Raw genomic sequence first — 21,672 nt, 5'->3', positions numbered from 1 at the left:
AATATTTTTTAAAATTTATGGGAATATTTTGGTGCGTTATGCAAAGAGTGGGGTTTTCAACTGTTTTTATGAATTGAAAAGACATACAATACGCGGATTCTAGTGGAGCGCAGATTCATGAAATCCCCCAAAGTCGGTTTTGTTTCTTTAGGTTGTCCTAAGGCATTGGTAGATTCCGAGCGAATTCTTACTCAGTTAAAAACTGAAGGTTATGATGTAGCGTCGGATTATGACGGTGCTGATTTAGTTGTTGTTAATACCTGTGGTTTTATTGAATCTGCAGTACAAGAGTCATTAGACGCGATTGGTGAGGCGATGAGTGCGAACGGTCGCGTCATCGTAACAGGTTGTTTGGGTAAAGATGAAGAAAAAATTCGTCAAATGCATCCAAACGTACTTAAAGTTACTGGTGCAGCAGCTTATCAAGAAGTAATGGAAGCTGTGCATCAATATGTTCCTGAACCTCCTAAACATAATCCGTTTATTGATCTTGTGCCAGAACAAGGTATTCGATTAACACCAAAACATTATGCATATTTAAAGATATCTGAAGGCTGTAACCACCGTTGTACCTTCTGTATTATTCCAAGTATGCGTGGCGATCTCGTATCTCGCCCAGTTGGTTCTGTATTAGAAGAAGCGGCGGCTTTAAAACGATCTGGTGTAAAGGAAGTCTTGGTTATTTCTCAAGATACTTCGGCATATGGTGTAGATACAAAATACAAGCTTGATTTTTGGAATGGTCAGCCTGTAAAAACTAAGTTCTATGATATGTGTGAAGCATTAGGTCAATTGGGTATTTGGGTCCGTCTGCATTATGTCTACCCATATCCACATGTTGATGCGGTTATCGATTTGATGGCACAGGGTAAGATCTTGCCTTACTTAGATATTCCATTCCAACACGCTAGCCCTAAAATTTTAAAACTAATGAAGCGTCCAGCGCATAGTGAAAACACGCTAGAGCGTTTAAAAGTTTGGCGTGAAAAGTGTCCTGATTTAGTCATTCGTTCAACATTTGTTGTTGGCTTCCCGGGTGAAACTGAAGAAGATTTCGTGCAACTTCTAGATTGGTTGAAAGAAGCTCAGCTCGATCGCGTTGGTTGTTTTACATACTCTCCAGTTGAAGGTGCAACTGCAAATGATCTGCCAGATCATGTGCCTGAAGAAATTAAACAGGAACGCTACGAACGCTTTATGCAGGTTCAGCAAGAAATTTCTGCTGCAAAACTACAAAAGCGTATTGGTCAAACCATGACTGTGCTGGTTGATGATCTAGAAGAAGAGTTTCCAGTTGCAGTGGCGCGTTCTTATGCAGATGCCCCTGAAATTGATGGAAATGTCTTTGTGGAAGATATTGATAAGAGCATGATTAAAGCAGGTGATTTACTGGTTGTTAAAATCACTGATGCGGATGAATACGACCTTTATGCAGAATTGATTGAAATTAAAACCGCATAATTGTTTGAAGTAATACTTATAAATGAATTCGGATATTGGAGTTTGTGATGTTAGATTCTAAAAAACCACGCTTTGGTCGTATTCTGCTAAAACTTTCGGGTGAAGCGCTAGCAGGCAATAAAGATATGGGTATTGATGCACAAGTGCTTGATCAAATGTCTTTATCTATTGCTCACTTGGTTGGTCTAGGTGTGCAAGTTGGTATCGTTGTGGGTGGTGGTAACCTTTATCGTGGTAGCCAATTACAGCAAGATGGTTTGGTTGGTCGCGTAACAGGTGATCAAATGGGTATGCTAGCAACTGTGATGAACGGTTTGGCGCTACGAGATGCATTGGTACGTCGTAATATTAAAACCCGTTTAATGTCAGCATTACCAATCGGTACAGTTGTAGAATCATATTCTAGCCGTGATGCGATTCGTCATTTAAATAATGGTGAAGTTTGTGTGTTTGTGGCGGGTACTGGTAATCCATTCTTTACGACAGATACCGCTGCTTGCTTACGTGGTATTGAGATTGAGGCCAACTTAATTCTTAAAGCGACGAAGGTAGATGGTGTCTACAATAAAGATCCAAGCAAATACGAAGATGCTGTTAAATATGATGCATTAACATTTGACCAAGTCTTAGATGAGAAACTTGGTGTAATGGATTTAACCGCGATTTGCTTATGCCGTGACCATAATGTTCCACTTCAAGTATTCGATATGAATAAATCAGGTGCGTTATTGTCAGTGGTTATGGGTGAAAAAGAAGGTACTCACGTTACTAATTGATGTACGTGGCTTTCAAAGCTATTTATACTAAACACTATTTTGATTTAAATTTTGAGAATTAGGTAAGGAAGATCACATGATTAACGATCTTAAAAAAGATGCTGAAGAGCGCATGAATAAATCATTGGACTCATTAGAGCATGGTTTTGCTAAAGTTCGTACAGGTCGTGCACATCCATCAATTCTTAACGGCGTAATGGTTCCTTACTATGGCTCTGATGTGCCATTAAACCAAGTTGCTAACATTGGTGTTGAAGATTCGCGTACATTGCTTGTTCAACCTTTCGAGCGCACTATGGTTGCTGCAATTGATAAAGCAATTCGTGAGTCAGATTTAGGTTTGAACCCAATTACTGCTGATTCAATTCGTGTACCAATGGCGGCATTAACTGAAGAAACACGCCGTGATATGCAAAAAGTGGCACGTAACGAGGCTGAAAATGCAAAAGTTGCGATTCGTAATATTCGCCGTGATGTATTAGGTGATATTAAAGCGTTGCTGAAAGAAAAAGAAATTTCTGAAGACGATGAGCGTCGTGCTGGCGATGAAATCCAAAAAATCACAGATAAATTTGTTGCTGAAGTTGAAAAGCGTTTAGCAGCAAAAGAAGCAGAGTTGATGAAGGTCTAAGCTATATAATGACCATCTCAGCAGAGCTTCTGCCTCAACATGTTGCCATCATTATGGATGGCAACAATCGTTTTGCAAAAAAGAAACATCTACAAAAAGGTGATGGACACCGTGAAGGAAAAAATGTCCTTGATCCGATTGTAGAGCATTGTCGTAAAGTGGGTGTAAAAGCACTTACTGTTTATGCCTTCTCAAGTGAAAACTGGAATCGACCTCAATACGAAGTTGATTTGCTCATGAAACTGTTGGAAGAGACGATTAATGAACAAATTCCTCGAATGATAAAGTTTCAGATTGGGCTTAGATTCATTGGGGATCGCTCTCGTTTATCGCCAGAATTGCAACAATTAATGTTGCAAGCAGAACAAAGGACTGCTACTTTCACAGAAATGACGCTCACAATTGCTGTGAGCTATGGTGGAATGTGGGATATCGCACAAACTGCTAAAACAATCGCACAACTCGTCAAAGAACAAAAAATTGATGTTGATCAAGTTGATGTTGATTTGTTTGCTCAGCATGTCAGTTTAGGTGACTTACCTCCAGTCGACTTATTGATTCGTACTGGTGGTGATTATCGATTGTCTAATTTTTTATTATGGCAATCTGCATATGCTGAGTTGTATTTTACTGAGACGTTGTGGCCAGAATTCACAACAGAAGAATTGGATCATGCCTTTGGTGTGTTTTTAGGGCGTGAAAGGCGCTTTGGAAAAACCTCTGAGCAGGTCCAACAAGAGAAAATAGAGAACTAATAATGTTAGAGCGGATAATTACCGCATTGATTTTAGTGGCTGTAGTCTTGAGCTGTATGTTTGCAACTACATCCATTTATCCAATGTTAGCGTTAATGATTATCGCTGCCGGGGGGGCTGGCTATGAGTGGTTTAAACTCATGCCTCGTCAAACTGATCAAGTGAATAAATTTAAAGCAGGATGCTTTGGTGTAATCACTGCGGTATTTTCTGCAATTGCGCTTTATTTTGATGATCTAGTACTGCTGTTGTGGAGTGCTTCGATTATTACTTGGGTTATTACCATTTATTGGGTTAAGCAATATCCTCTTTATGATGCGTGGTATAACACTTCACTGAATTGGATTGGTGTAGTGATTATTAGCGCTGCAGTATCGGCAATATACGAAGTCTGGATAAGTTCACCTTGGTGGCTCATGTATCTATTCCTCTTAGTGTGGGGTGCTGATAGTGGGGCGTATTTTGTAGGTAGGAAGCTTGGTAAGCGTAAGCTTGCACCTGAGGTGAGCCCGAATAAATCTATTGAAGGGTTAATCGGTGGTGTAATTACAGTCATCATTGTTATCTTATTTGTACAATTTAACTATTTAGATTTAACCGCAGTAGAGCATATTCTATTTTTACTCCTATCTGTGCTGACAGTATTTAGCTCAGTTCAAGGTGATTTATTTGAATCAATGATTAAGCGTCGTGCAGGTATTAAGGATTCAGGTCGTATTTTGCCTGGTCATGGTGGTGTATTAGATCGCATTGACTCATTGCTTGCTGCCGCACCTATTTTTGCTGCGGGAATATTTGTTTTAAAACTTGTTGGTGTAGATTTATAGATGTCTCAATCAGTATGTATATTAGGTGTAACGGGTTCAATTGGACAAAGTACCTTAAAAGTCATTGATCGACATCCAGAGAAGTACAATGTTTTTGCGGTATCTGCATTTAGTCGTGTAGAGCAGTTAAGCGAAATATGTCAACAATATCATCCACAGTATGCTGTTGTACCTTCAGGCAAGGTGGATGAACTACATCAATTTTTCAAATTAAAAAATATCACTTCAACCGAAATTCTCTCTGATGAGTCGGGTTTAATCGCTGTTGCTGAGCATCCTCAGGTTGATATCGTGATGGCGGCGATAGTGGGTGCGGCAGGATTATTGCCAACACTCGCTGCTGTTCAAGCTAGTAAGCGTGTTCTTCTAGCAAATAAAGAATCGTTGGTGATGTCTGGTGACATCATGATGAAGGCCGCTAAAGAGAATAAAGCCTTATTATTACCTGTAGATTCTGAACATAACGCAATATTTCAGTGCCTGCCTCAAAATTATTTACAATTAGATACAGGTGGTAAACCCCAGTTAGGTGTTTCACAAATTTTGTTGACTGCTTCTGGCGGTCCATTTTTGCATCATACGCTAGATGAGCTCAGTAATGTGACACCTGCACAGGCTTGTAAGCACCCTAATTGGTCAATGGGACAGAAGATATCAGTTGATTCGGCAACGCTAATGAACAAAGGTCTCGAGTTGATCGAGGCCTGTCATTTATTTTCAATTCAAGAACATTTTGTTACAGTGGTTGTGCACCCACAAAGTATTATTCACTCAATGGTTCAGTATGTTGATGGTAGTACTTTGGCTCAAATGGGTAATCCTGATATGTGTACGCCGATTGCACATGCATTTGCATGGCCAGATCGGATTGAAACACATGTTCCTCCGCTAGATTTATTTCTAAACGATACGCTTAATTTTATGCAGCCTGATACTGTACGCTTTCCAGCGTTGCAATTGGCTCGTGAAGCAATGAAATCTGGAGGATTGGCGCCTGCGATCTTAAATGCTGCAAATGAAATCGCGGTTGAAGCATTTTTAAAAGATAAAATCAAATTTTTAGATATTCCTAAAGTTGTTGAATCCACTTTGAATCATGTTCAAAATTCAAATGCTGATTCTGTAGAGCTAATCTTAGAGACTGATGCGCTTGCACGTCGCTATGCTATTCAACTCACGAATTCACTGAGTACCTAAGATGAATATACTTTTCATTATCGTCGCGGCTATTTTGCTTCTAGGTCCATTGATTGCAATTCATGAATTTGGACATTACTGGGTAGCACGAAAACTTGGCGTTAAGGTTCTTGTGTATTCAATTGGATTTGGTCCAACAGTTCTAAAGTGGACCTCTAAAAAGTCAGGCATTCAATATCAGCTCTCTGCATTGCCTTTAGGTGGTTATGTAAAAATGCTAGATGAACGTGAAGGTAATGTAAGTGCAGAAGATTTACCTTATGCGTTTAATCGGCAATCCCCTTTAAAACGAATTGCAATCGTTGCTGCGGGACCACTTGTTAATTTAATTTTTGCTGTTTTACTTTTTTGGATTCTGTTCTTACCAGCTCAGGAACAATTAAACACTCGAGTTGGTAAAGTGATTGAAAATACGCCAGCCGCACAAGTAGAGATGCGTTCAGGTGATAAAATCATAGCAGTGGATGGAACTGCGACACCAACTTGGGAAAAATTGAATTATGCGCTGATTGATCGCGTAGGTGAAACTGGTACGATTCAAATTCAAGCTGATCGTGATGGTCAGGTACAAACTTTTAATTTACCGATTCAGCAATTTTTAAAAGATCAGTCTCAATCACCATTGGATGTCTTGGGGTTTTTACCATATCGACCTCATATTCAACCAGTTGTACATAAATTATCTGAAGATGGTGCAGCTATACGCCAAGGGATGAAAGAAGGTGATGTAATTGTCGCGATTGATAATAAAAAAATTAACGATTGGTTTGAAGTTGTTGATATAGTACAAAAATCACCAGAAAAACTATTGAATATTGAAGTGATGCGTCAAGGCGAGGTTGTTCAATTAAAGGTCATGCCGCAAGGAAAGCGTGACAATATGGGCAATACGGCAGGAATGTTGGGAGTGCAAGCTCAATCTGGTCAGATCAATATTCCTGCTGAATATAAGCATACAATTCAATATAATCCAGCGGAAGCTTTCGTGGTTGCGGTTGAAAAAACGGGTCAATTATCTTCTATGATACTTGGCTCAATTGTCAAAATGATTCGTGGATTGATTGGGTTGGATAATCTCTCGGGTCCAATTACGATTGCTAAAGTTGCAGGTCAAAGTGCTGAAATGGGGTGGCAAACTTTCATTTCATTTATGGCATTAATGAGTGTAAGTTTGGGTATATTAAATTTGCTTCCGATTCCGATGTTGGATGGTGGGCATTTAGTTTATTACATAATTGAATTAATTCGTGGTAAACCTGTTTCTGAACAAATACAATTGGTTGGAATAAAAATTGGTATGGTGTTGCTGGGAAGTATGATGTTTCTCGCAATATTTAATGATTTTATGCGTTTATAAGCGTTATAGATGGATAATTAACTTACTGGAAAACAATAGGCATGCAGCACAAACATTTATTTATGCCATTGGCACTCGTTAGCGCAATGGCAGCAGTACAACAAGTATATGCAGCAGACGAGTTTATCGCGCGGGATGTGCGTGTTGATGGATTAGTTCGACTAACGCAAGCTAATGTACTCGCAATGTTACCGGTGAATGCTGGGGATCGCATTAATGATCCAGTGATTGCGAATGCGATTCGTGCGTTGTATGCCTCTAATTCGTTTGATGATATTCAAGCTTTCAAAGAAAACGATGTTTTGGTTTTCAAAGTCGTTGAACGTCCTATTATTTCTAAAATTAATTTCAAGGGTAATAAGCTCATTCCAAAAGAAGCCTTGGAAGAGGGCTTGAAGAAAATGGGTCTAGCTGAAGGTGAGGTGCTCACTAAATCTGCACTTCAGACGCTAGAAACCGAGCTTGAACAACAGTATTCACAACAAGGTCGCTACAATGCTGATATTCAGGTTGAAACTGTTGCAAAAGCTAATAACCGTGTAGATGTCAATATTAATTTCATTGAAGGTAAACCAGCTAAAGTTTTTGAAATTAATTTAATTGGTAATACTGTATTTAAAGACGATGAAATTAAGCAAGTCTTTGCTGTCAAGGAAAGCGGATGGTTATCTGTCATTTCCAGAAATGATCGCTACGCGCGTGAAAAAATGGCAGCAAGCCTTGAAGCATTAAGAGCTTTATACCTTAATAAAGGTTATATCAATTTTGAAATTACCAACTCTAATTTGAATATCAGTGAAGATAAAAAAAATATTTTCATTGAAGTTTCAATGAATGAGGGTGAGCAATTTAAATTTGGTGAAACCAAATTTTTAGGTGATGCTTTATATAAAGACGAAGATCTTCGTGCACTAAAGATTTATAAAGATGATGCAACTTATTCACAAGAGTTGGTGAATGCAGTAAAACAGTTGTTACAGCGTAAGTATGGTAATGCTGGTTATTACTATGCTGAAATTAATGTTGTGCCTCAAATTGACAATGAAACAAAAAAAGTTAATTTGAATTATTACATCAATCCGGGTCAGCAAGTTACGGTTAGACGTATTAATTTTACAGGTAATACCAAGACTGCTGATGAAGTTTTACGTCGTGAAATGCGCCAGATGGAAGGTGCATTAGCGAGTAACGAAAAAATTGATCTTTCAAAAGTCCGTTTAATGCGTACTGGATTTTTCAGTAAAGTAGATGTTAAGCCGGTACGTGTTCCGGGGGCGCCTGATCAGATTGATTTGAATATCGCTGTTGAAGAACAACACTCAGGATCAAGTACTTTAGCTGTGGGTTATTCGCAAAATGGCGGTATCACGTTCCAAGCAGGTTTAAGTCAAACTAACTTCTTAGGTACAGGTAACCGTGTAGCGATTGATCTTTCTCGTTCTGAGACACAAGATTATTATAACCTAAGTGTTACTGATCCATACTTTACAATTGATGGTGTCAGCCGTGGTTACAATCTCTATTATCGTAAGACGAAATTAGACGAAGACTATAACGTTAACAACTATGTTACGGATAGTTTTGGTGGTGGTCTGAGCTTTGGTTACCCAATTGATGAGAATCAGAGCTTAAGTGCTGGTATTAATATTGATCAAACTGAAGTAACGACTGGTCCATTTGTTTCTACATATGTGCGTGATTATTTGCTTGCAAATGATGGTCGACAAACGAAAGCTCAGAAATATTGTCTCGAGTATAGTAAAGATGACCCAACATTATGTGTTAATGAAACTGATGAGATTGGCACTGAGTTCAAAGGTGATTTCTTTACTTATAGTTTAAATTTAGGTTGGTCTTATAACACATTAAATAATCCACGCTTCCCAACGTCTGGGATGTCTCATCGTGTTAATGCTGAGATTGCATTGCCAGGTAGTGATGTTGAATATCAGAAGGTAACATACGATACGCAAGCCTTTATTCCGATAGGTAAGGATTTTGTATGGCGTGGTTATGGTAAGTTAGGTTTCGGTAATGATTTACCATTCTATAAAAACTATTACGCTGGTGGCTATGGGTCTGTCCGTGGTTTTGATAATAGTACATTAGGTCCAAAATACCCGAGTATTACAGATGCTGCTTTAACTCGAGAAGATAGAAACCCTGAAGAAGTGGGGGGTAATGCATTAGTGCAATTTGGTACTGAATTGATTTTACCAGTACCATTTAAAGGTGATTGGGCACGCCAAGTCCGTCCTGTGATCTTTGCAGAAGGCGCTCAAGTGTTCGACACTCAATGTGATGTTCCAACTGGGGACATATATTTTGGTAATTCTCCAGCAACTCCAGTTGGTGCGAGACAATACTGTAAAGATAACTTTGGCTTCGATGCCGGGAATATGCGTTATAGTGTTGGTGTAGGCTTCACATGGATTACGATGATTGGTCCACTATCATTAAGCTATGCGTACCCACTGAATGATAAGCCTGGTGATGAAACTAAGTCTGTTCAGTTTGAAATTGGTCGTACTTTCTAGTACGGCCTTTTGCCTTTAAGGAATAATAATGAATATATTTAAAACAATGATATCAACGGTTTTACTCACATCTGTAGTTGGCTTTGCGCATGCAGCAGGATATGGGGTAATCGATTTGGAAAAAGTGGTAGAAAATAGCACGTACTTAAAACAGCAGAATACTCAGCTTGAGCAGTCAATTAAACCGCAAACGGTAAAATTAGAACAATTGGGTAAAGAAATTGAAGCGTTGGCTAAATCAGCTCAAGCCAATCAATCGAATGCTCAGAAACTATCCTCTCAATATCAAACGAAGATGAACGAATTTCAATCTTTGCAACAGATTGTTCAATCACGTGTTCAAAGTACCATTCAAAATACAAATAAAGTTTTCGACTCAAGAATTAAACAAGTTGCTGAACAATTGCGCAAAGAAAATAATCTTGATTTAGTTTTAAATAAAAATGCTGCCTTGGCATATGACCCAAAATACGATTTAACTGCTAAAATGATTCAAAAGGTTAATGCAATCAAATAGTCAATGAAATCAAATCAATTTCGTCTCGATCACTTGGCCAAACTTGTACAAGGCCAAGTTATTGGTGATGCAGATCTGTTGCTAGAGGGTCTTGCAAGTTTAACTCAAGCGAACTCAAACCAAATTTCTTTTGTAAATTCTGATAAGTATTTAGACGAAGCGATTTCATCTCAAGCAGGTGCCTTAATTGTCACTTCTGAGATGCAGGCTCAGCTTAATCAGCATAATAATTTTATTGTCGTACAAAATCCGTATCTTGCTTTCGCGATTTTAACTCATGTGTTCGAATCTAAAACTGTGCAACGTGGTATCGAGGCCACCGCAGTAATCGATCCGAGTGCTATGATAGGGGATAATGTATATATTGGACATTATGTGGTGGTTGGCCCGCATGCCGTGATTGGTTCAAATACAGTCATTCATTCGCAAACTAAAATTGATGAGTATGTTGAAATCGGTGAGGATTGTTTCATTGATTCGCATGTCACGATTACGGGTCGATCTAAAATTGCTAAACGTGTTCGTATCCATGCGAATACCGTAATTGGAGGAGAGGGTTTTGGCTTTGCTCCTTATCAAGGTAAGTGGAACCGAATTGCTCAACTCGGGTCTGTTCAAATTGGAAATGATGTCAGAATTGGTTCCAACTGTAGTATTGATCGTGGCGCTTTGGATGACACTATACTTCATGATGGTGTGATTATTGATAATCTTGTGCAAGTCGCACATAACGTTCAAATCGGTGAAAATACTGCAATTGCTGCAAAATGCGGTATTGCGGGCAGTACTGTGATTGGCAAAAACTGTATCCTTGCAGGTGCTTGTGGTATCTCAGGACATCTAAAAATTGTAGATAATGTGACGCTAACTGGAATGTCAATGGTCACAGGTAGCATTTTAGAAGCTGGTACATATTCTTCAGGAATGGGATTGCTCGAAAATTCTCGTTGGAAACGAACAGTTGTTCGTCTAAGACAATTAGCAGATGTGCCATTGACCAAATTAGTCAAACAAATAGATGATATGCAGGCTCAGTTAGAGTCAATCGAATCAACTTTAAAATTGCGTAAATAATATGACAGAGTCTACTTTATCTTTTTCAATTCCTGAATTGCCGATGAATATTCAAACAATTCGTGAATATTTGCCGCATCGTTATCCATTTCTATTGGTAGACCGTGTTACAGAAGTGACTGAGAATGGAATTGTCGGATTTAAAAATGTCTCCATAAATGAAGAGTTTATGCAAGGTCATTTTCCAGGTTATCCAATCATGCCGGGTGTCTTAATCGTTGAGGCGATGGCACAAATTTCTGGCGTGCTTGGCTTTATCATGAACAATGAAAAACCCAAACCTGGTTCACTTTTTCTTTTCGCTGGCGCTGAAAAAGTTCGTTTTAAAAAACAAGTCGTTCCTGGTGATCAACTCGTGTTAAAATCAGAGCTTGTAATGCAGAAACGTGGTATTTACAAGTATCTTTGTAGTGCGAGCGTTGATGGTGTAATTGCAGCGACAGCTGAAATTATTATTTCTCATCAGAAATTAGAGCAAGCATGAGTAACAGTGATTTAATCCACCCTACAGCAATTATTGATCCTACGGCAACGATTGCTTCTGATGTAAAAATTGGTCCTTATTCGATTATTGGTCCTCATGTGACGATTGATAGTGGGACAGTGTTACATTCTCATGTGGTGGTTGGTGGATATACCCGCATCGGTAAATCAAACGAAATTTTCCAGTTTGCCAGTGTGGGTGAGGTGTGTCAGGATCTTAAGTATGCTGGTGAAGAAACTTGGCTTGAGATTGGCGACAACAACAAAATTCGTGAGCATTGTAGTCTGCATCGCGGTACAGTGCAGGATCAAAGTATTACTAAAATTGGTAGTAATAATCTGTTGATGGTCAATACGCATATTGCGCATGACTGTGTGGTGGGTAATAACAACATCTTTGCAAATAATGTTGGTGTCGCAGGTCATGTGCATGTTGGTGACTTCGTTGTTGTCGGTGGCAACTCCGGTATTCATCAATTCTGTAAGATCGACTCATACAGCATGATTGGTGGAGCATCATTGATTTTGAAGGATGTTCCTGCTTATGTGATGGTGTCTGGTAATCCGGCGCATGCATTTGGAATGAATGTAGAAGGTATGCGTCGTAAGGGTTGGTCAAAAGATGTAATCAATGGTTTGCGAGAATCATTTAAGTTAATTTATAAAAGTGGTCTAACGACACAACAAGCCATTGAGCAGATTACTGCTGAAATTTTACCAAATGTTTCTGAAGCTCAGCTCCTCATAGATTCTCTAAATGAATCTAAGCGCGGTATTGTTCGTTAAGAGCTTTTGCTAGAAAAAAAAGACATCTTATGATGTCTTTTTTTATTCAACTTTTTTTGAAATATCCAGCTTCTTCAGAGTCAGGATAGGTGCTCAGTAGTTTATTTTTATAAATTTCAGCAGTTTGAGCGTTTTTATTTACATCTTTCGCGATGCTATACAGCTGATATAAAGATCGCGCTGCTTTTCCTGAATTTGGAAACTTCGACGCGACAGTTTCATAGTGTTTTCTTGCTTCTTCATAATTGGGTGGTTCAATTGCTAAATTGAATTCAGCTAACCAAAAATAGGCATTACCTGTATACACACTATTTGGATTATTACGTACAAAGTTTTGCATAGGTGCAATGGCTTTTTTTGCGCCACCTTGTTTGTATGCATCTAAGGCAACTGTATAAGCTGCTTTATCAAGTTCTTGTTGGTTGGTTTGATTCAAGTTCGTTGCATTTTGTGATGCTGTGGTATTTGAGTTAGTGCTAGTGCTTGGTGCAGTTGACTTATTAGGAACGGGTGGTGCAGCATTAGGATCCTCGATATTGGACTCTTCCACAGGATCAATTTTTTGTTGAAGGAGTTCTAATCTTTGATCTAGATCTGTATAGCGATTTTTTAATTCGTTGGTCAGTTGATTAATTTGATGTTCTTGTTCTTCTAATTTGCCTTGAAGTGCACGAATTTGATTTTCTAAGCGTTGACTTTGTTGGATAAGCTGCCAACTGGTGTTGGTAGGGGCTGTAGCGGTGTTATTCGCTGCGACTGCTGTTTGGTTCAAACTCGAATTTTGGCTTAATCCTTTTGATTCGATAGGAATATTGGCAAAAACTGATGTTGAGCTCATCAATGCTAGTGCAAGAAAAGTACGCTTATTGAGCATGTTCATTATTCCATTTGTATGTCCATACTCAAATTTGAACTTTGAGTATTTTCAATTCTTAATAATCAGATCATTAAAAACGTCATAGCATTTAAAATCAATATAAATTTACAATGAAACTGTATAAATGAAGAAATTTAAGTTGAAGTTATTTAGATGAAAAATATCAAGTTTGTTGTTAATAGATTAGTAAATATTCACTTGAACTTTTTTAGTGCCTTTAAAGCCCATTATGGTCTTGCAAGATCGTTAAAAATCTCTATACTCTGTTCTTGCAATGGTAGCCCTGCTGGTGGCTTCGCAATTGTACTCTGAGAACCCCGCCAGGACCGGAAGGTAGCAACGGTATCAGAACTATGATGTGCCGGAGTTTTGCTAGTAGGGTTGCCACCACTATAATAATTTTATTTCTTATTCTTCATTCTCTTTTCTTTTTATAGCTTTCATAATCGCATCCATTTCAAAGCCTCTATATTGTAAAAAGCGAATTTGTTTTGCTTTTAATTTTGCGTCCTGAGCAACTTCATAGCCATATTTTTTGACCTTCAATAAGTATGCTTGTTCATACCAATCTATTTCTTCCATTTCTGGTTCAGCCAAGGCTTTATCAACGTGTTTGCTTTTAAGCGCTAGATTTATTCGATTTGGACCTTTTCCTTTACGTAATTGGCTGCGTACCGTCATTTCTGCAACGCGAGCATCACTTTGATAATTTTCTCGCGCTAGCTCATCAACTAAGCTCAAAACCTCTTCCTTATTTTGTGCATACAAAGCAAGTTTATCAATTAAGTCTTTTTTTGAGTATTCTTTGCGAGTTAAGACTGCAAATGCATACGATCTCAAACGAGTCCCTGTTAAGCCTTTATTCTGTGCTAGAACTGATGAATGAGTATCATCTAAATCACATTCATCTGGTGCTTGATCGGTTAGGTGTTGACTAGCCGAGTGTTGATCATTGATGAGATGTTGAGGTTCATCTTCATTCATTATTGATTTTAATTGCTCATAATGAATGAACTTGGGAAACTTCTCTGACATTTTAAATCCATGCACTTAAACAAAAGCGCCCAGAATTTGGGCGCTTCGATTTCAAATTTTTGAAAAATTATACTTCAAATAAATCTGCTTCTTCGTCATTTTCTTCAGTTGGAGCTGGTGTCGCTGTGGTTAACAACTGTTCACGAATCATGCGATCAAGATCTTGTGCAAGTTGAGGATTTTCCTCAAGGTGACGAATCACGTTGTTCTTACCTTGTCCAATCTTGTTGCCTTGATATGAATACCAAGCACCAGCTTTTTGAACAAGTTCTTGTTGTACAGCGAGATCGACCAATTCAGCAAGCTGATTTGTACCTTTACCGTACATGATTTGGAATAATGCTTCACGGAAAGGAGGTGCCATTTTGTTCTTCACCACTTTAACGCGTGTTTCAGAACCAACAATCTCATCGCCTTCTTTCACTTGACCAATGCGGCGAATATCTAAGCGTACAGAAGCATAGAATTTGAGCGCATTACCACCAGTAGTGGTTTCTGGACTTCCAAACATGACTCCAATTTTCATACGAATTTGGTTAATGAAGATCACCATGCAGTTGGAGCGCTTTGCATTACCTGTAATTTTACGCAATGCTTGGCTCATCAAGCGTGCTTGTAGACCCATATGAGAGTCACCCATTTCACCCTCAATTTCGGCTTTAGGGGTTAAGGCTGCTACAGAATCGACAACAATTAAATCGATAGCGCCAGATCGTACCAGCATATCTGCAATTTCTAGTGCTTGTTCACCGTGATCAGGTTGTGACACCAATAAGTTATCGATATCTACACCAAGTTTGCGAGCATATTGAGGATCTAAAGCATGCTCAGCATCAATAAATGCACAAGTACCACCAGCTTTTTGACATTGCGCAATCGCTTGAAGTGTCATGGTGGTTTTACCTGATGATTCTGGACCATAAATTTCAATAATACGGCCTTTAGGTAAACCACCAATACCTAATGCGATATCCAGTGTAAGAGAGCCTGTAGATACAGCTTCTACAGCTTGAACAGTATTGTCACCAAGGCGCATTACCGTATTTTTACCAAATTGTTTTTCAATTTGGCTTAAAGCAGCACTCAGTGCTTTGCTTTTATTATCATCCATCTCATAACCTCAAAACGATGTAAATCACTGATAACTTAAGTGGATGTCTTTAATTAAGTCTAATGTCCACGGCATTTATAGTGACAGAAAAAATAGGACTGTTCTATAATTTTAAACTTCAAAACGACAGTATTTGTCGCTTTAACTTATTCATCATCGTATGACCAAACTTCGTCATATTGCTGACCATTTTGTTGACGGAATCTTGTAATATCACGTCGATCTTTTTTGCTTGGTCGATGATCTGGTCGTGCAAGATTATGCAATTTTCTTTGTGCAGAAAGCAACTCACGACGCGCGATACTGACTTCAGTTTCTTCATAGAGTAATTGTGCAGTAGGTGCCCCGCCTCGTACAGATGATAATGCTTTCACAATGACGGTTTTCTTTTCAAATCCCTGCTGAATCGTTAACTCCATTCCTACACGTACTTCTCTGGAAACTTTAACACGATCATTGTTGTGATGAACTTTACCACCTTCGATTGCTGCTTTGGCAATTGAGCGGGTTTTAAAAAAGCGTGCTGCCCAAAGCCACTTATCAATTCGCATTGAATCTGTGATTTTAGTTTCATGCTGTTTTGACATTCATTTCTTTCTCATGGTTAATTTGGTCTAAATAGGGGATTAATGATCTTAGATCATTAATTGCAGGATACTGAAGTTTAGACCTTTCGCGCTCAGGTTGAGCGCTAGATGGTTGGGTAATTGTGATTAGATGTTCAATACCAAAAGATTTAGCACCTTCGAGTACTACCGCTGTATCATCAACGAGAACGCAGTGAAGAGGTTCAAATGGGTGCATTTGCTGTAATTGATCCCAAAATTCAAAACGCTCTTTAGCAAAACCGATTGTTTCACTACTGATCATCACTTCAAAATAAGAGGTGAGGTCAACTTGATTCATTTTCAATGCCAAACCTCTTTCATCAGCATTGGTGACTAACCATATTCGGTATCCAGCTTGCTTAAGGCTTGATAGTAACGCAATGCATCCCTGTCTCGGCTTGATGAATTCTTTGTGATCGTGTTGAAGCTGAAAAGTATCAACGCCGACTTTGGCTGTCCAAAAGCGCGTAGAATACCAATCGAGCGTGTGCTTATGATCTTGATAAAATTTAAATAGAATTTGATTGCTCTGCTCTAAACTGATTTGATGAGTTTTGGCATGTCGCTCAGGGAGTTTGTGATTCCAAATTAAATCGTCAAAAGCAAGATCGAGTAGGGTTCCATCCATGTCGAACATGATGATGGGTTTATTCATTCATCTTTCCTCAGGTATTGTTTCAATTTAGCACAAATAAAAACAACAAAATGGGTGTTATTTAAATATCGATTTACACCATCATTTGATGCAAAAGGTTGGACTTGCATCAGCATTTTAAAATTGAACTTCAAGAATGGGTGTGCGTGGTGACTTCTATATTTCATTCCATTCGTATTATATCGAATTGGATGTGTAAGGTCACAAATTTAGATCTTAAGAATGAATACAAAAATAGTATAGAAGTCGCTATGAAAGCATCATATTTTTTGAAAATGGTGCATAGGAGTTTGAAGTATGACAAAACATGATAATAGTTCGAAACCACACAAAGAATCTAATGAGGATAAAGGGAATCAGGACTCTTTTAAAAATAAAGAGCCTGTAAAAAAACCGAATGAACAGCCTGAAAGTCCAGTCAAAGAGCAAAAATAAAAAACAAGCCTTCTTTAAGAAGGCTTGTTTTTTTATGTTGATACTGACTCTAAGGCGCTCTGATTTTTGGAACTATTGCGGGTGTTATTTAAGATGTATTGAGGGTTGTTGGCAATCACGCTTCGGATTTTGTTTTAAAAGTGTTAGAGTTCTTATGATTGAAATGGGTTATGTGTTTCAAAGTGGTTATATTTTATAGGTTTGCTACTATAAATATAAATCCAACAATGCAAATTAAATCACGCTGCATTTTAGGCTGAGGTTCTTAATATGATCGTCGTGCTTAGAGTGTGTAGCGCCAGAAAAAATAGGTTTTATCCATGTTTATCACAACGCATGCTCCCCAAGATCAACAAATGTTAAATTTGGTTCCGATTTTGGCTGTTGCAAGCCAAATATTATTAGAAGAATATCAAAACTATTGTGCTGGACGTGATTTTAAAATCAACGAAAAAGATGACCATTCTCCTGTAACTCAAGCAGATTTAAAGGTCAATCAATATCTGCTCAGAGAGCTTGCAAAACTTACACCTGATATTCCGATCATTTCTGAAGAAAGTGATTATTCAGAGCGACATGAATGGCCTCAATGTTGGATGCTAGACCCTTTGGATGGTACGAAGGAGTTTATTCATGAACGTGATGAATTTACAATTAATCTGAGTCTTATTCAGAACCATCAAACTGTATTTTCAGTCATAGTTGTGCCGACTGAGAAAGTTATGTATATGGGCTATTTGACAGATCTTCCTTATAAATATTCATTTATGAACAATATTTGGGAAAAATATTGCAAATTTAAAGCCTCACCAGTCGATGCCATCCAAATTGGGCTGAGTCATAGTAGTAAAAATCCTAAGTATCAACACTATATTGATTATATTGAAAGAGAAATACCGGTTATACGTCGTGAAGCTGGAAGTGCTTATAAATTTTGTATGATGCTTGAGGGTGAAATAGATATTTACCCAAGATTTCATCCAACCTCCGAGTGGGACACTAGTGCTGGACAAGGCTTGCTAGAGAGCATAGGAGGTGGTTTGTTGACCTTGGATTCTGTGCCATTTACCTATAATCAGCGTGATACTGTTTTGAATAATGGTTTTATCGCCTATCGTGATCCTGAAATGAGGCAATTGGCTTTAGATGCGTTGTCAAATGTACTTTAGGGGAGTGGAACTATAATTTCATCGTGTTATAGTCAAATTAATTTCATTTATTAGAATTATTATGTCGCTGAAGTTGCTTCCTCCAAGTATGCTCAGAGCGGTTGATTTACTGCCCGATGTTGCTGTGCCTGTTACACTATTTACTCGCCACTCAATTCGTGAAATGGCGGTGGGCCAAGGACTCGCTGGATATGATTTGCAATTAACAGATCAAGGTAAGGATCTGGCGCAGGCTTGGGGGGCTTATCTTATTGATCAAACAGATCGTGTGATTGAACACTGTATTTCTAGTCCAATTCAACGTTGTATTGATACTGCAGCACTGATGATTCAAGGTGCTGATCAAATCAATCCTAAGTCAAATACCCATCATATTAAAATTGTTGAGCAGGGGCTTTTGGTCGAGCCTGGTAGCTTCGTTTTAGATATCGAGCAAGCTGCGCCATATTTTAAGCAACAAGGTGCTTTGGGATTTATCAATAGCTTTGTAAACAATACTTTACCTGGGATGAAGCAGCCAATTACAGGTGTGATTGATGTTTTACATTTGCTTTATCAAACTCACCCTCAACAGAATCATGGATTAAGTTTGGCGGTTAGCCATGACACTATTCTGGCTGGTATTCTGGCTGTGATTTCAGGTAAAACACAGATTATTCAGCAGGATTGGCCAGAAATGATGGAAGGTTTGTTTGTTTGGTTTGAAGGTGAAGCATTCATAGATGCAAAATTGAAATGGATATGGCGTGGTGAACGTAATGAGCTGTCTATTCGTGAATTTGTAGAGCAAGAAAGATAGTAATTTTAATATTATTTAAGTATTGTTGATAAATTTAAGATATAAAAAAAGCCCTTAAAGGGCTTTTTTTAACGCAACTTAGTTAGAAGCTAAAGCTTTAACTTGTGCATTTAAACGGCTCTTATGACGAGCAGCTTTGTTCTTGTGGATGATACCTTTGTCAGCCATACGGTCGATTACAGGTACTGCAGTTTTGTAAGCTTCAGAAGCTGCTGCATAGTCACCCGCAGCGATCGCTGCTACTGTGCGTTTAAGGTAAGTACGAACCATAGAACGTAAGCTTGCGTTGTGTTTACGTGCTTTAACGTTTTGACGAGCACGTTTTTTTGCTTGAGCAGAGTTTGCCACTCGTGCACTCCTTGAAATTGATTGGTCTGGGCGGGCTGAAATTTCAACTAAATACAAACATTAGAAGAATTTACACCAGCCCGTAAACAAGTGCCATATTGTGATTAAATGATGCGGCAAAGTCAAGTCTTGACATGCTTTGACAACATTTTTGATGCAGATAAAATGCGGTTAGCGCGTTAGATTATATGAATATTGGAAGGAATGGCGAAAAAATGATTAAAAATATTAAAAGTGCAATAGTTATAGGGGCAACTGGTTTAGTTGGTCGATCTTTGGTAAATCATTTGAATCAATTGGTAGATTGCGAAAGAATTGTCGTAGTTGTTCGTAACCATGATGAACAATTTGAAAAGTTCACTAAAGTTGATCAGTTGGTCATTGATGACTTTTTAATGTTAAATGATGAGGACGCTTCTGGATTCTCACATGCGTTTAGTTGCCTAGGAAGTACAATTAAAAAAGCAGGCTCTAAAGAAAATTTTTACAATATCGATTTTGAAATAAATGCTCATTTTGCTGATTTGCTCGTGAATACCGATACTTTTTTTGCAATTGTAAGTGCGGAAGGTGCGAATGAAAGATCTCCATTCTTTTATAATCAAGTGAAGGGAAAGTTAGAAAATTATCTAAAATCATTATCACTCTATCAATTGGCGATCATTCGACCTTCACTCTTAATTGGTGAAAGAGCTGAAACAAGGACACTCGAAGATATTTCTCAGAGTATTTTCAAGCGAGTATCGCAATTTCTGCCAAATACATTCAAATATAAGCCAGTGACAGCAGAGCAAGTCGCTAATACTATGGTCGTGAGCGCAAGAACTCAAAATGAAAAAATTAAGATTTATGATAATTTAGAGATTCAAAAACATAACTGAGGGTATAAAAAGTGACAACGCCAACATTTGTGACGTGTGATTTACTGGATGACCATCCTGATTTAGATATTCAAGTATTGTATCCATCTATTGATGGAAAATTCTTCAAAAGTTACGGCGGTGTAAAAAGCTTTAGTGGTGAAGCTGTCACTGTTAAATGTTTTGAGGACAATTCACGAGTAAAAGAGTTACTCGCTACAGATGGGCAAGGCAAAGTTTTAGTTGTAGATGGTGGTTCTTCCATGCGTTGTGCATTGATGGGAGATATGATTGCTGAGTCTGCCGTTAAATATGGATGGAGTGGTGTCATTATTAATGGTTGTGTTAGAGATGTTGATGCCATTGCGAGTTTAAATCTAGGCGTGCACGCACTTGCAGCTATACCTCAAAAAAGTAACCGTAAAGGGGTGGGCGAAACCAATATCACGATTCAAATTGGAAATATCACAATCCAACCAGGTGATTATATCTATGCAGACAATAATGGAATCATTGTTTCCAAGAAAAAATTAGTCGACTAATTTAAATAAAACAAAAACGAGGTAATCAGTATGGTGATTCATCAATTAAAAGTGGCTCAAGCGCTAGCTTCAGCTGTTGCAGAAGGTGGACGTGGGACTTCAGGTACACCGTTTCCTAAACAGCCAGAAAAAGCATTAAAGCTTTACGAATTTGAAGGATCACCATTCTGTCGTCGTGTAAGAGAAGTGTTGACTTTACTTAATCTTGATTACGAAGTGTATCCTTGTCCAAAAGGTGGAAGGGTCTATCGAGATCAAGTAAAAACACTTGGGGGTAAGACTCAATTTCCTTTTTTGATTGATGAAAATACTGGGGCTAAACTTTACGAGTCTCAGGATATTATTCACTATCTTTTTAATCATTATGGTGAGACAGGTCAAACACCGAAGCAATTCTCACATTACCCCAAATTGCCTGTAGTTGCTCTAGCTGGAACACTGATTAATGGTGCTCGTGGGATTTTTATAAATAAAGCGATTAAGCAGAGACCACAACCCAAGCATTTAATTGAGCTATGGGGGTTTGAAGCGAGTCCATACACCAGAATCGTGCGCGCTGAACTCACAGAACTTGAATTACCATTTAAGTTTCATAATGTTGCTAAAGAGCGTTGGCAGGATCAAGGACCAGCGATTTTACGATTGAAGCCTGGGAAATATATTCCTTTGGTTGGCGGTAAACGCGAGCAGGTTGTAAAGGTAATGAGTCGCAAGGGGCAGGATATACAAGTCCCGTACTTAGTTGATCCTAATACAGGCGTAAAATTGTTCGAATCGAAGAAGATTGTAGAGTATTTAAGAAAAAATTACGGTTAATTTTAGTTTGAGTGCT

General features: G+C 38.4%; 24 protein-coding genes and 1 other RNA gene. 19 read left to right on the top strand and 6 right to left on the bottom strand.

Annotated elements, in window-relative coordinates; genetic code table 11:
- Positions 1-117: 117 nt before the first annotated feature.
- The 12 genes from rimO (at position 118) to lpxA (ending at position 12,401) form a co-directional block, all read left to right on the top strand.
- Positions 118-1,461: a 30S ribosomal protein S12 methylthiotransferase RimO gene (gene rimO / locus AC1M9L_RS00790; RefSeq protein ID WP_179998097.1), complete on the top strand. Its 1,344-nt coding sequence runs from the start codon at positions 118-120 to the stop codon at positions 1,459-1,461.
- 47 nt (positions 1,462-1,508) lie between these two features.
- Positions 1,509-2,237, top strand: a complete 729-nt coding sequence (pyrH, locus tag AC1M9L_RS00785; protein ID WP_035263670.1) for a UMP kinase — start codon at positions 1,509-1,511, stop codon at positions 2,235-2,237.
- Positions 2,238-2,313: 76 nt separating this feature from the next.
- A complete protein-coding gene (gene frr, locus AC1M9L_RS00780) occupies positions 2,314-2,868 on the top strand; it encodes a ribosome recycling factor (protein WP_035263669.1) in 555 nt (184 codons plus the stop codon).
- Positions 2,869-2,876: 8 nt separating this feature from the next.
- The gene (uppS, locus tag AC1M9L_RS00775; RefSeq protein WP_481587503.1) at positions 2,877-3,623 is read left to right on the top strand and encodes a polyprenyl diphosphate synthase; all 747 of its coding nucleotides are present in this window, start codon (positions 2,877-2,879) and stop codon (positions 3,621-3,623) included.
- Positions 3,624-3,625: 2 nt separating this feature from the next.
- Positions 3,626-4,450: a phosphatidate cytidylyltransferase gene (locus tag AC1M9L_RS00770; RefSeq protein ID WP_035263666.1), complete on the top strand. Its 825-nt coding sequence runs from the start codon at positions 3,626-3,628 to the stop codon at positions 4,448-4,450.
- Entirely contained in the window at positions 4,451-5,647 is a 1,197-nt protein-coding gene (gene ispC / locus AC1M9L_RS00765; protein ID WP_481591043.1) for a 1-deoxy-D-xylulose-5-phosphate reductoisomerase, read from the top strand.
- Between the two features lies 1 nt (position 5,648).
- On the top strand, positions 5,649-7,004 hold the full coding sequence (rseP, locus tag AC1M9L_RS00760; RefSeq protein ID WP_481591042.1) for an RIP metalloprotease RseP: 1,356 nt from the start codon (positions 5,649-5,651) through the stop codon (positions 7,002-7,004).
- Between the two features lie 41 nt (positions 7,005-7,045).
- Positions 7,046-9,541: an outer membrane protein assembly factor BamA gene (gene bamA / locus AC1M9L_RS00755; RefSeq protein WP_481591041.1), complete on the top strand. Its 2,496-nt coding sequence runs from the start codon at positions 7,046-7,048 to the stop codon at positions 9,539-9,541.
- A 28-nt stretch (positions 9,542-9,569) separates the two neighbouring features.
- Complete coding sequence (locus AC1M9L_RS00750; protein ID WP_481591040.1) at positions 9,570-10,058, top strand: OmpH/Skp family outer membrane protein; 489 nt, start codon at positions 9,570-9,572, stop codon at positions 10,056-10,058.
- 3 nt (positions 10,059-10,061) lie between these two features.
- Positions 10,062-11,132 carry a UDP-3-O-(3-hydroxymyristoyl)glucosamine N-acyltransferase gene (gene lpxD / locus AC1M9L_RS00745; RefSeq protein WP_092766345.1) on the top strand — a complete coding sequence of 357 codons (1,071 nt, stop codon included), beginning with the start codon at positions 10,062-10,064 and terminating at the stop codon, positions 11,130-11,132.
- Position 11,133: 1 nt separating this feature from the next.
- Positions 11,134-11,616: a 3-hydroxyacyl-ACP dehydratase FabZ gene (fabZ, locus tag AC1M9L_RS00740; RefSeq protein ID WP_035263658.1), complete on the top strand. Its 483-nt coding sequence runs from the start codon at positions 11,134-11,136 to the stop codon at positions 11,614-11,616.
- The gene (gene lpxA / locus AC1M9L_RS00735; RefSeq protein WP_035263657.1) at positions 11,613-12,401 is read left to right on the top strand and encodes an acyl-ACP--UDP-N-acetylglucosamine O-acyltransferase; all 789 of its coding nucleotides are present in this window, start codon (positions 11,613-11,615) and stop codon (positions 12,399-12,401) included. Before fabZ ends, lpxA begins: the two co-directional genes overlap by 4 nt.
- 46 nt (positions 12,402-12,447) lie before the next feature.
- On the opposite strand, the gene AC1M9L_RS00730 is transcribed toward lpxA, so the two are convergent.
- Positions 12,448-13,275, bottom strand: coding sequence for a YbgF trimerization domain-containing protein (locus AC1M9L_RS00730; RefSeq protein ID WP_481591039.1), 828 nt, complete (start codon positions 13,273-13,275; stop codon positions 12,448-12,450).
- Between the two features lie 287 nt (positions 13,276-13,562).
- On the opposite strand from AC1M9L_RS00730, the gene ffs reads away from it, so the two are divergent.
- Positions 13,563-13,659, top strand: an RNA gene (gene ffs, locus AC1M9L_RS00725) — signal recognition particle sRNA small type.
- A 27-nt stretch (positions 13,660-13,686) separates the two neighbouring features.
- Here ffs and AC1M9L_RS00720 read toward each other — a convergent pair.
- The 4 genes from AC1M9L_RS00720 to AC1M9L_RS00705 form a co-directional block, all read right to left on the bottom strand.
- Positions 13,687-14,313, bottom strand: coding sequence for a regulatory protein RecX (locus tag AC1M9L_RS00720; RefSeq protein ID WP_481591130.1), 627 nt, complete (start codon positions 14,311-14,313; stop codon positions 13,687-13,689).
- A gap of 67 nt (positions 14,314-14,380) precedes the next feature.
- Positions 14,381-15,424 carry a recombinase RecA gene (recA, locus tag AC1M9L_RS00715; RefSeq protein WP_035263652.1) on the bottom strand — a complete coding sequence of 348 codons (1,044 nt, stop codon included), beginning with the start codon at positions 15,422-15,424 and terminating at the stop codon, positions 14,381-14,383.
- Positions 15,425-15,570: 146 nt separating this feature from the next.
- Positions 15,571-16,011 (bottom strand): RNA-binding S4 domain-containing protein, encoded by a 441-nt coding sequence (locus tag AC1M9L_RS00710; RefSeq protein WP_035263651.1) that lies wholly within the window; start codon positions 16,009-16,011, stop codon positions 15,571-15,573.
- Positions 15,995-16,687, bottom strand: coding sequence for an HAD-IA family hydrolase (locus AC1M9L_RS00705; RefSeq protein ID WP_481591038.1), 693 nt, complete (start codon positions 16,685-16,687; stop codon positions 15,995-15,997). Before AC1M9L_RS00705 ends, AC1M9L_RS00710 begins: the two co-directional genes overlap by 17 nt.
- Positions 16,688-16,984: 297 nt before the next feature.
- On the opposite strand from AC1M9L_RS00705, the gene AC1M9L_RS00700 reads away from it, so the two are divergent.
- From AC1M9L_RS00700 to AC1M9L_RS00690, 3 genes are all read left to right on the top strand, one after another.
- On the top strand, positions 16,985-17,122 hold the full coding sequence (locus AC1M9L_RS00700) for a hypothetical protein (RefSeq protein ID WP_171076720.1): 138 nt from the start codon (positions 16,985-16,987) through the stop codon (positions 17,120-17,122).
- A gap of 320 nt (positions 17,123-17,442) precedes the next feature.
- Positions 17,443-18,291, top strand: coding sequence for a 3'(2'),5'-bisphosphate nucleotidase CysQ family protein (locus AC1M9L_RS00695; protein WP_180027811.1), 849 nt, complete (start codon positions 17,443-17,445; stop codon positions 18,289-18,291).
- A gap of 61 nt (positions 18,292-18,352) precedes the next feature.
- Positions 18,353-19,090, top strand: a complete 738-nt coding sequence (locus AC1M9L_RS00690; protein WP_481591037.1) for a histidine phosphatase family protein — start codon at positions 18,353-18,355, stop codon at positions 19,088-19,090.
- A gap of 78 nt (positions 19,091-19,168) precedes the next feature.
- On the opposite strand, the gene rpsT is transcribed toward AC1M9L_RS00690, so the two are convergent.
- Positions 19,169-19,438 (bottom strand): 30S ribosomal protein S20, encoded by a 270-nt coding sequence (gene rpsT, locus AC1M9L_RS00685; protein WP_035263646.1) that lies wholly within the window; start codon positions 19,436-19,438, stop codon positions 19,169-19,171.
- A gap of 215 nt (positions 19,439-19,653) precedes the next feature.
- On the opposite strand from rpsT, the gene AC1M9L_RS00680 reads away from it, so the two are divergent.
- From AC1M9L_RS00680 to AC1M9L_RS00670, 3 genes are read left to right on the top strand one after another with little or no spacing between them, the layout of a single operon-like run.
- On the top strand, positions 19,654-20,319 hold the full coding sequence (locus AC1M9L_RS00680) for a Rossmann-fold NAD(P)-binding domain-containing protein (RefSeq protein WP_092766339.1): 666 nt from the start codon (positions 19,654-19,656) through the stop codon (positions 20,317-20,319).
- 11 nt (positions 20,320-20,330) lie between these two features.
- Positions 20,331-20,840, top strand: coding sequence for a ribonuclease E activity regulator RraA (gene rraA / locus AC1M9L_RS00675; RefSeq protein ID WP_481591036.1), 510 nt, complete (start codon positions 20,331-20,333; stop codon positions 20,838-20,840).
- Between the two features lie 30 nt (positions 20,841-20,870).
- Positions 20,871-21,656 (top strand): glutathione S-transferase N-terminal domain-containing protein, encoded by a 786-nt coding sequence (locus tag AC1M9L_RS00670; RefSeq protein ID WP_481591035.1) that lies wholly within the window; start codon positions 20,871-20,873, stop codon positions 21,654-21,656.
- The last annotated feature ends 16 nt before the right edge of the window (positions 21,657-21,672 follow it).

The organism is Acinetobacter sp. ANC_7511, assembly GCF_056779975.1.
Note: the sequence above shows the minus strand (reverse complement) of the source record. Positions and strands in the feature narration are given on the sequence as shown.

Excerpts from the sequence above, each read along its gene's own strand:
- AC1M9L_RS00695 (WP_180027811.1), top strand. The coding sequence starts at position 17,443 with ATGTTTATCACAACGCATGCTCCCCAAGATCAACAAATGTTAAATTTG.
- rseP (WP_481591042.1), top strand. The coding sequence starts at position 5,649 with ATGAATATACTTTTCATTATCGTCGCGGCTATTTTGCTTCTAGGTCCA.
- AC1M9L_RS00720 (WP_481591130.1), bottom strand. The coding sequence starts at position 14,313 with ATGTCAGAGAAGTTTCCCAAGTTCATTCATTATGAGCAATTAAAATCA.
- AC1M9L_RS00710 (WP_035263651.1), bottom strand. The coding sequence starts at position 16,011 with ATGTCAAAACAGCATGAAACTAAAATCACAGATTCAATGCGAATTGAT.
- AC1M9L_RS00770 (WP_035263666.1), top strand. The coding sequence starts at position 3,626 with ATGTTAGAGCGGATAATTACCGCATTGATTTTAGTGGCTGTAGTCTTG.
- lpxA (WP_035263657.1), top strand. The coding sequence starts at position 11,613 with ATGAGTAACAGTGATTTAATCCACCCTACAGCAATTATTGATCCTACG.
- uppS (WP_481587503.1), top strand. The coding sequence starts at position 2,877 with ATGACCATCTCAGCAGAGCTTCTGCCTCAACATGTTGCCATCATTATG.
- bamA (WP_481591041.1), top strand. The coding sequence starts at position 7,046 with ATGCAGCACAAACATTTATTTATGCCATTGGCACTCGTTAGCGCAATG.
- AC1M9L_RS00680 (WP_092766339.1), top strand. The coding sequence starts at position 19,654 with ATGATTAAAAATATTAAAAGTGCAATAGTTATAGGGGCAACTGGTTTA.
- AC1M9L_RS00690 (WP_481591037.1), top strand. The coding sequence starts at position 18,353 with ATGTCGCTGAAGTTGCTTCCTCCAAGTATGCTCAGAGCGGTTGATTTA.
- AC1M9L_RS00750 (WP_481591040.1), top strand. The coding sequence starts at position 9,570 with ATGAATATATTTAAAACAATGATATCAACGGTTTTACTCACATCTGTA.
- AC1M9L_RS00730 (WP_481591039.1), bottom strand. The coding sequence starts at position 13,275 with ATGCTCAATAAGCGTACTTTTCTTGCACTAGCATTGATGAGCTCAACA.
- AC1M9L_RS00670 (WP_481591035.1), top strand. The coding sequence starts at position 20,871 with ATGGTGATTCATCAATTAAAAGTGGCTCAAGCGCTAGCTTCAGCTGTT.
- frr (WP_035263669.1), top strand. The coding sequence starts at position 2,314 with ATGATTAACGATCTTAAAAAAGATGCTGAAGAGCGCATGAATAAATCA.
- AC1M9L_RS00700 (WP_171076720.1), top strand. The coding sequence starts at position 16,985 with ATGACAAAACATGATAATAGTTCGAAACCACACAAAGAATCTAATGAG.
- pyrH (WP_035263670.1), top strand. The coding sequence starts at position 1,509 with ATGTTAGATTCTAAAAAACCACGCTTTGGTCGTATTCTGCTAAAACTT.
- recA (WP_035263652.1), bottom strand. The coding sequence starts at position 15,424 with ATGGATGATAATAAAAGCAAAGCACTGAGTGCTGCTTTAAGCCAAATT.
- ispC (WP_481591043.1), top strand. The coding sequence starts at position 4,451 with ATGTCTCAATCAGTATGTATATTAGGTGTAACGGGTTCAATTGGACAA.
- fabZ (WP_035263658.1), top strand. The coding sequence starts at position 11,134 with ATGACAGAGTCTACTTTATCTTTTTCAATTCCTGAATTGCCGATGAAT.
- AC1M9L_RS00705 (WP_481591038.1), bottom strand. The coding sequence starts at position 16,687 with ATGAATAAACCCATCATCATGTTCGACATGGATGGAACCCTACTCGAT.
- lpxD (WP_092766345.1), top strand. The coding sequence starts at position 10,062 with ATGAAATCAAATCAATTTCGTCTCGATCACTTGGCCAAACTTGTACAA.
- rimO (WP_179998097.1), top strand. The coding sequence starts at position 118 with ATGAAATCCCCCAAAGTCGGTTTTGTTTCTTTAGGTTGTCCTAAGGCA.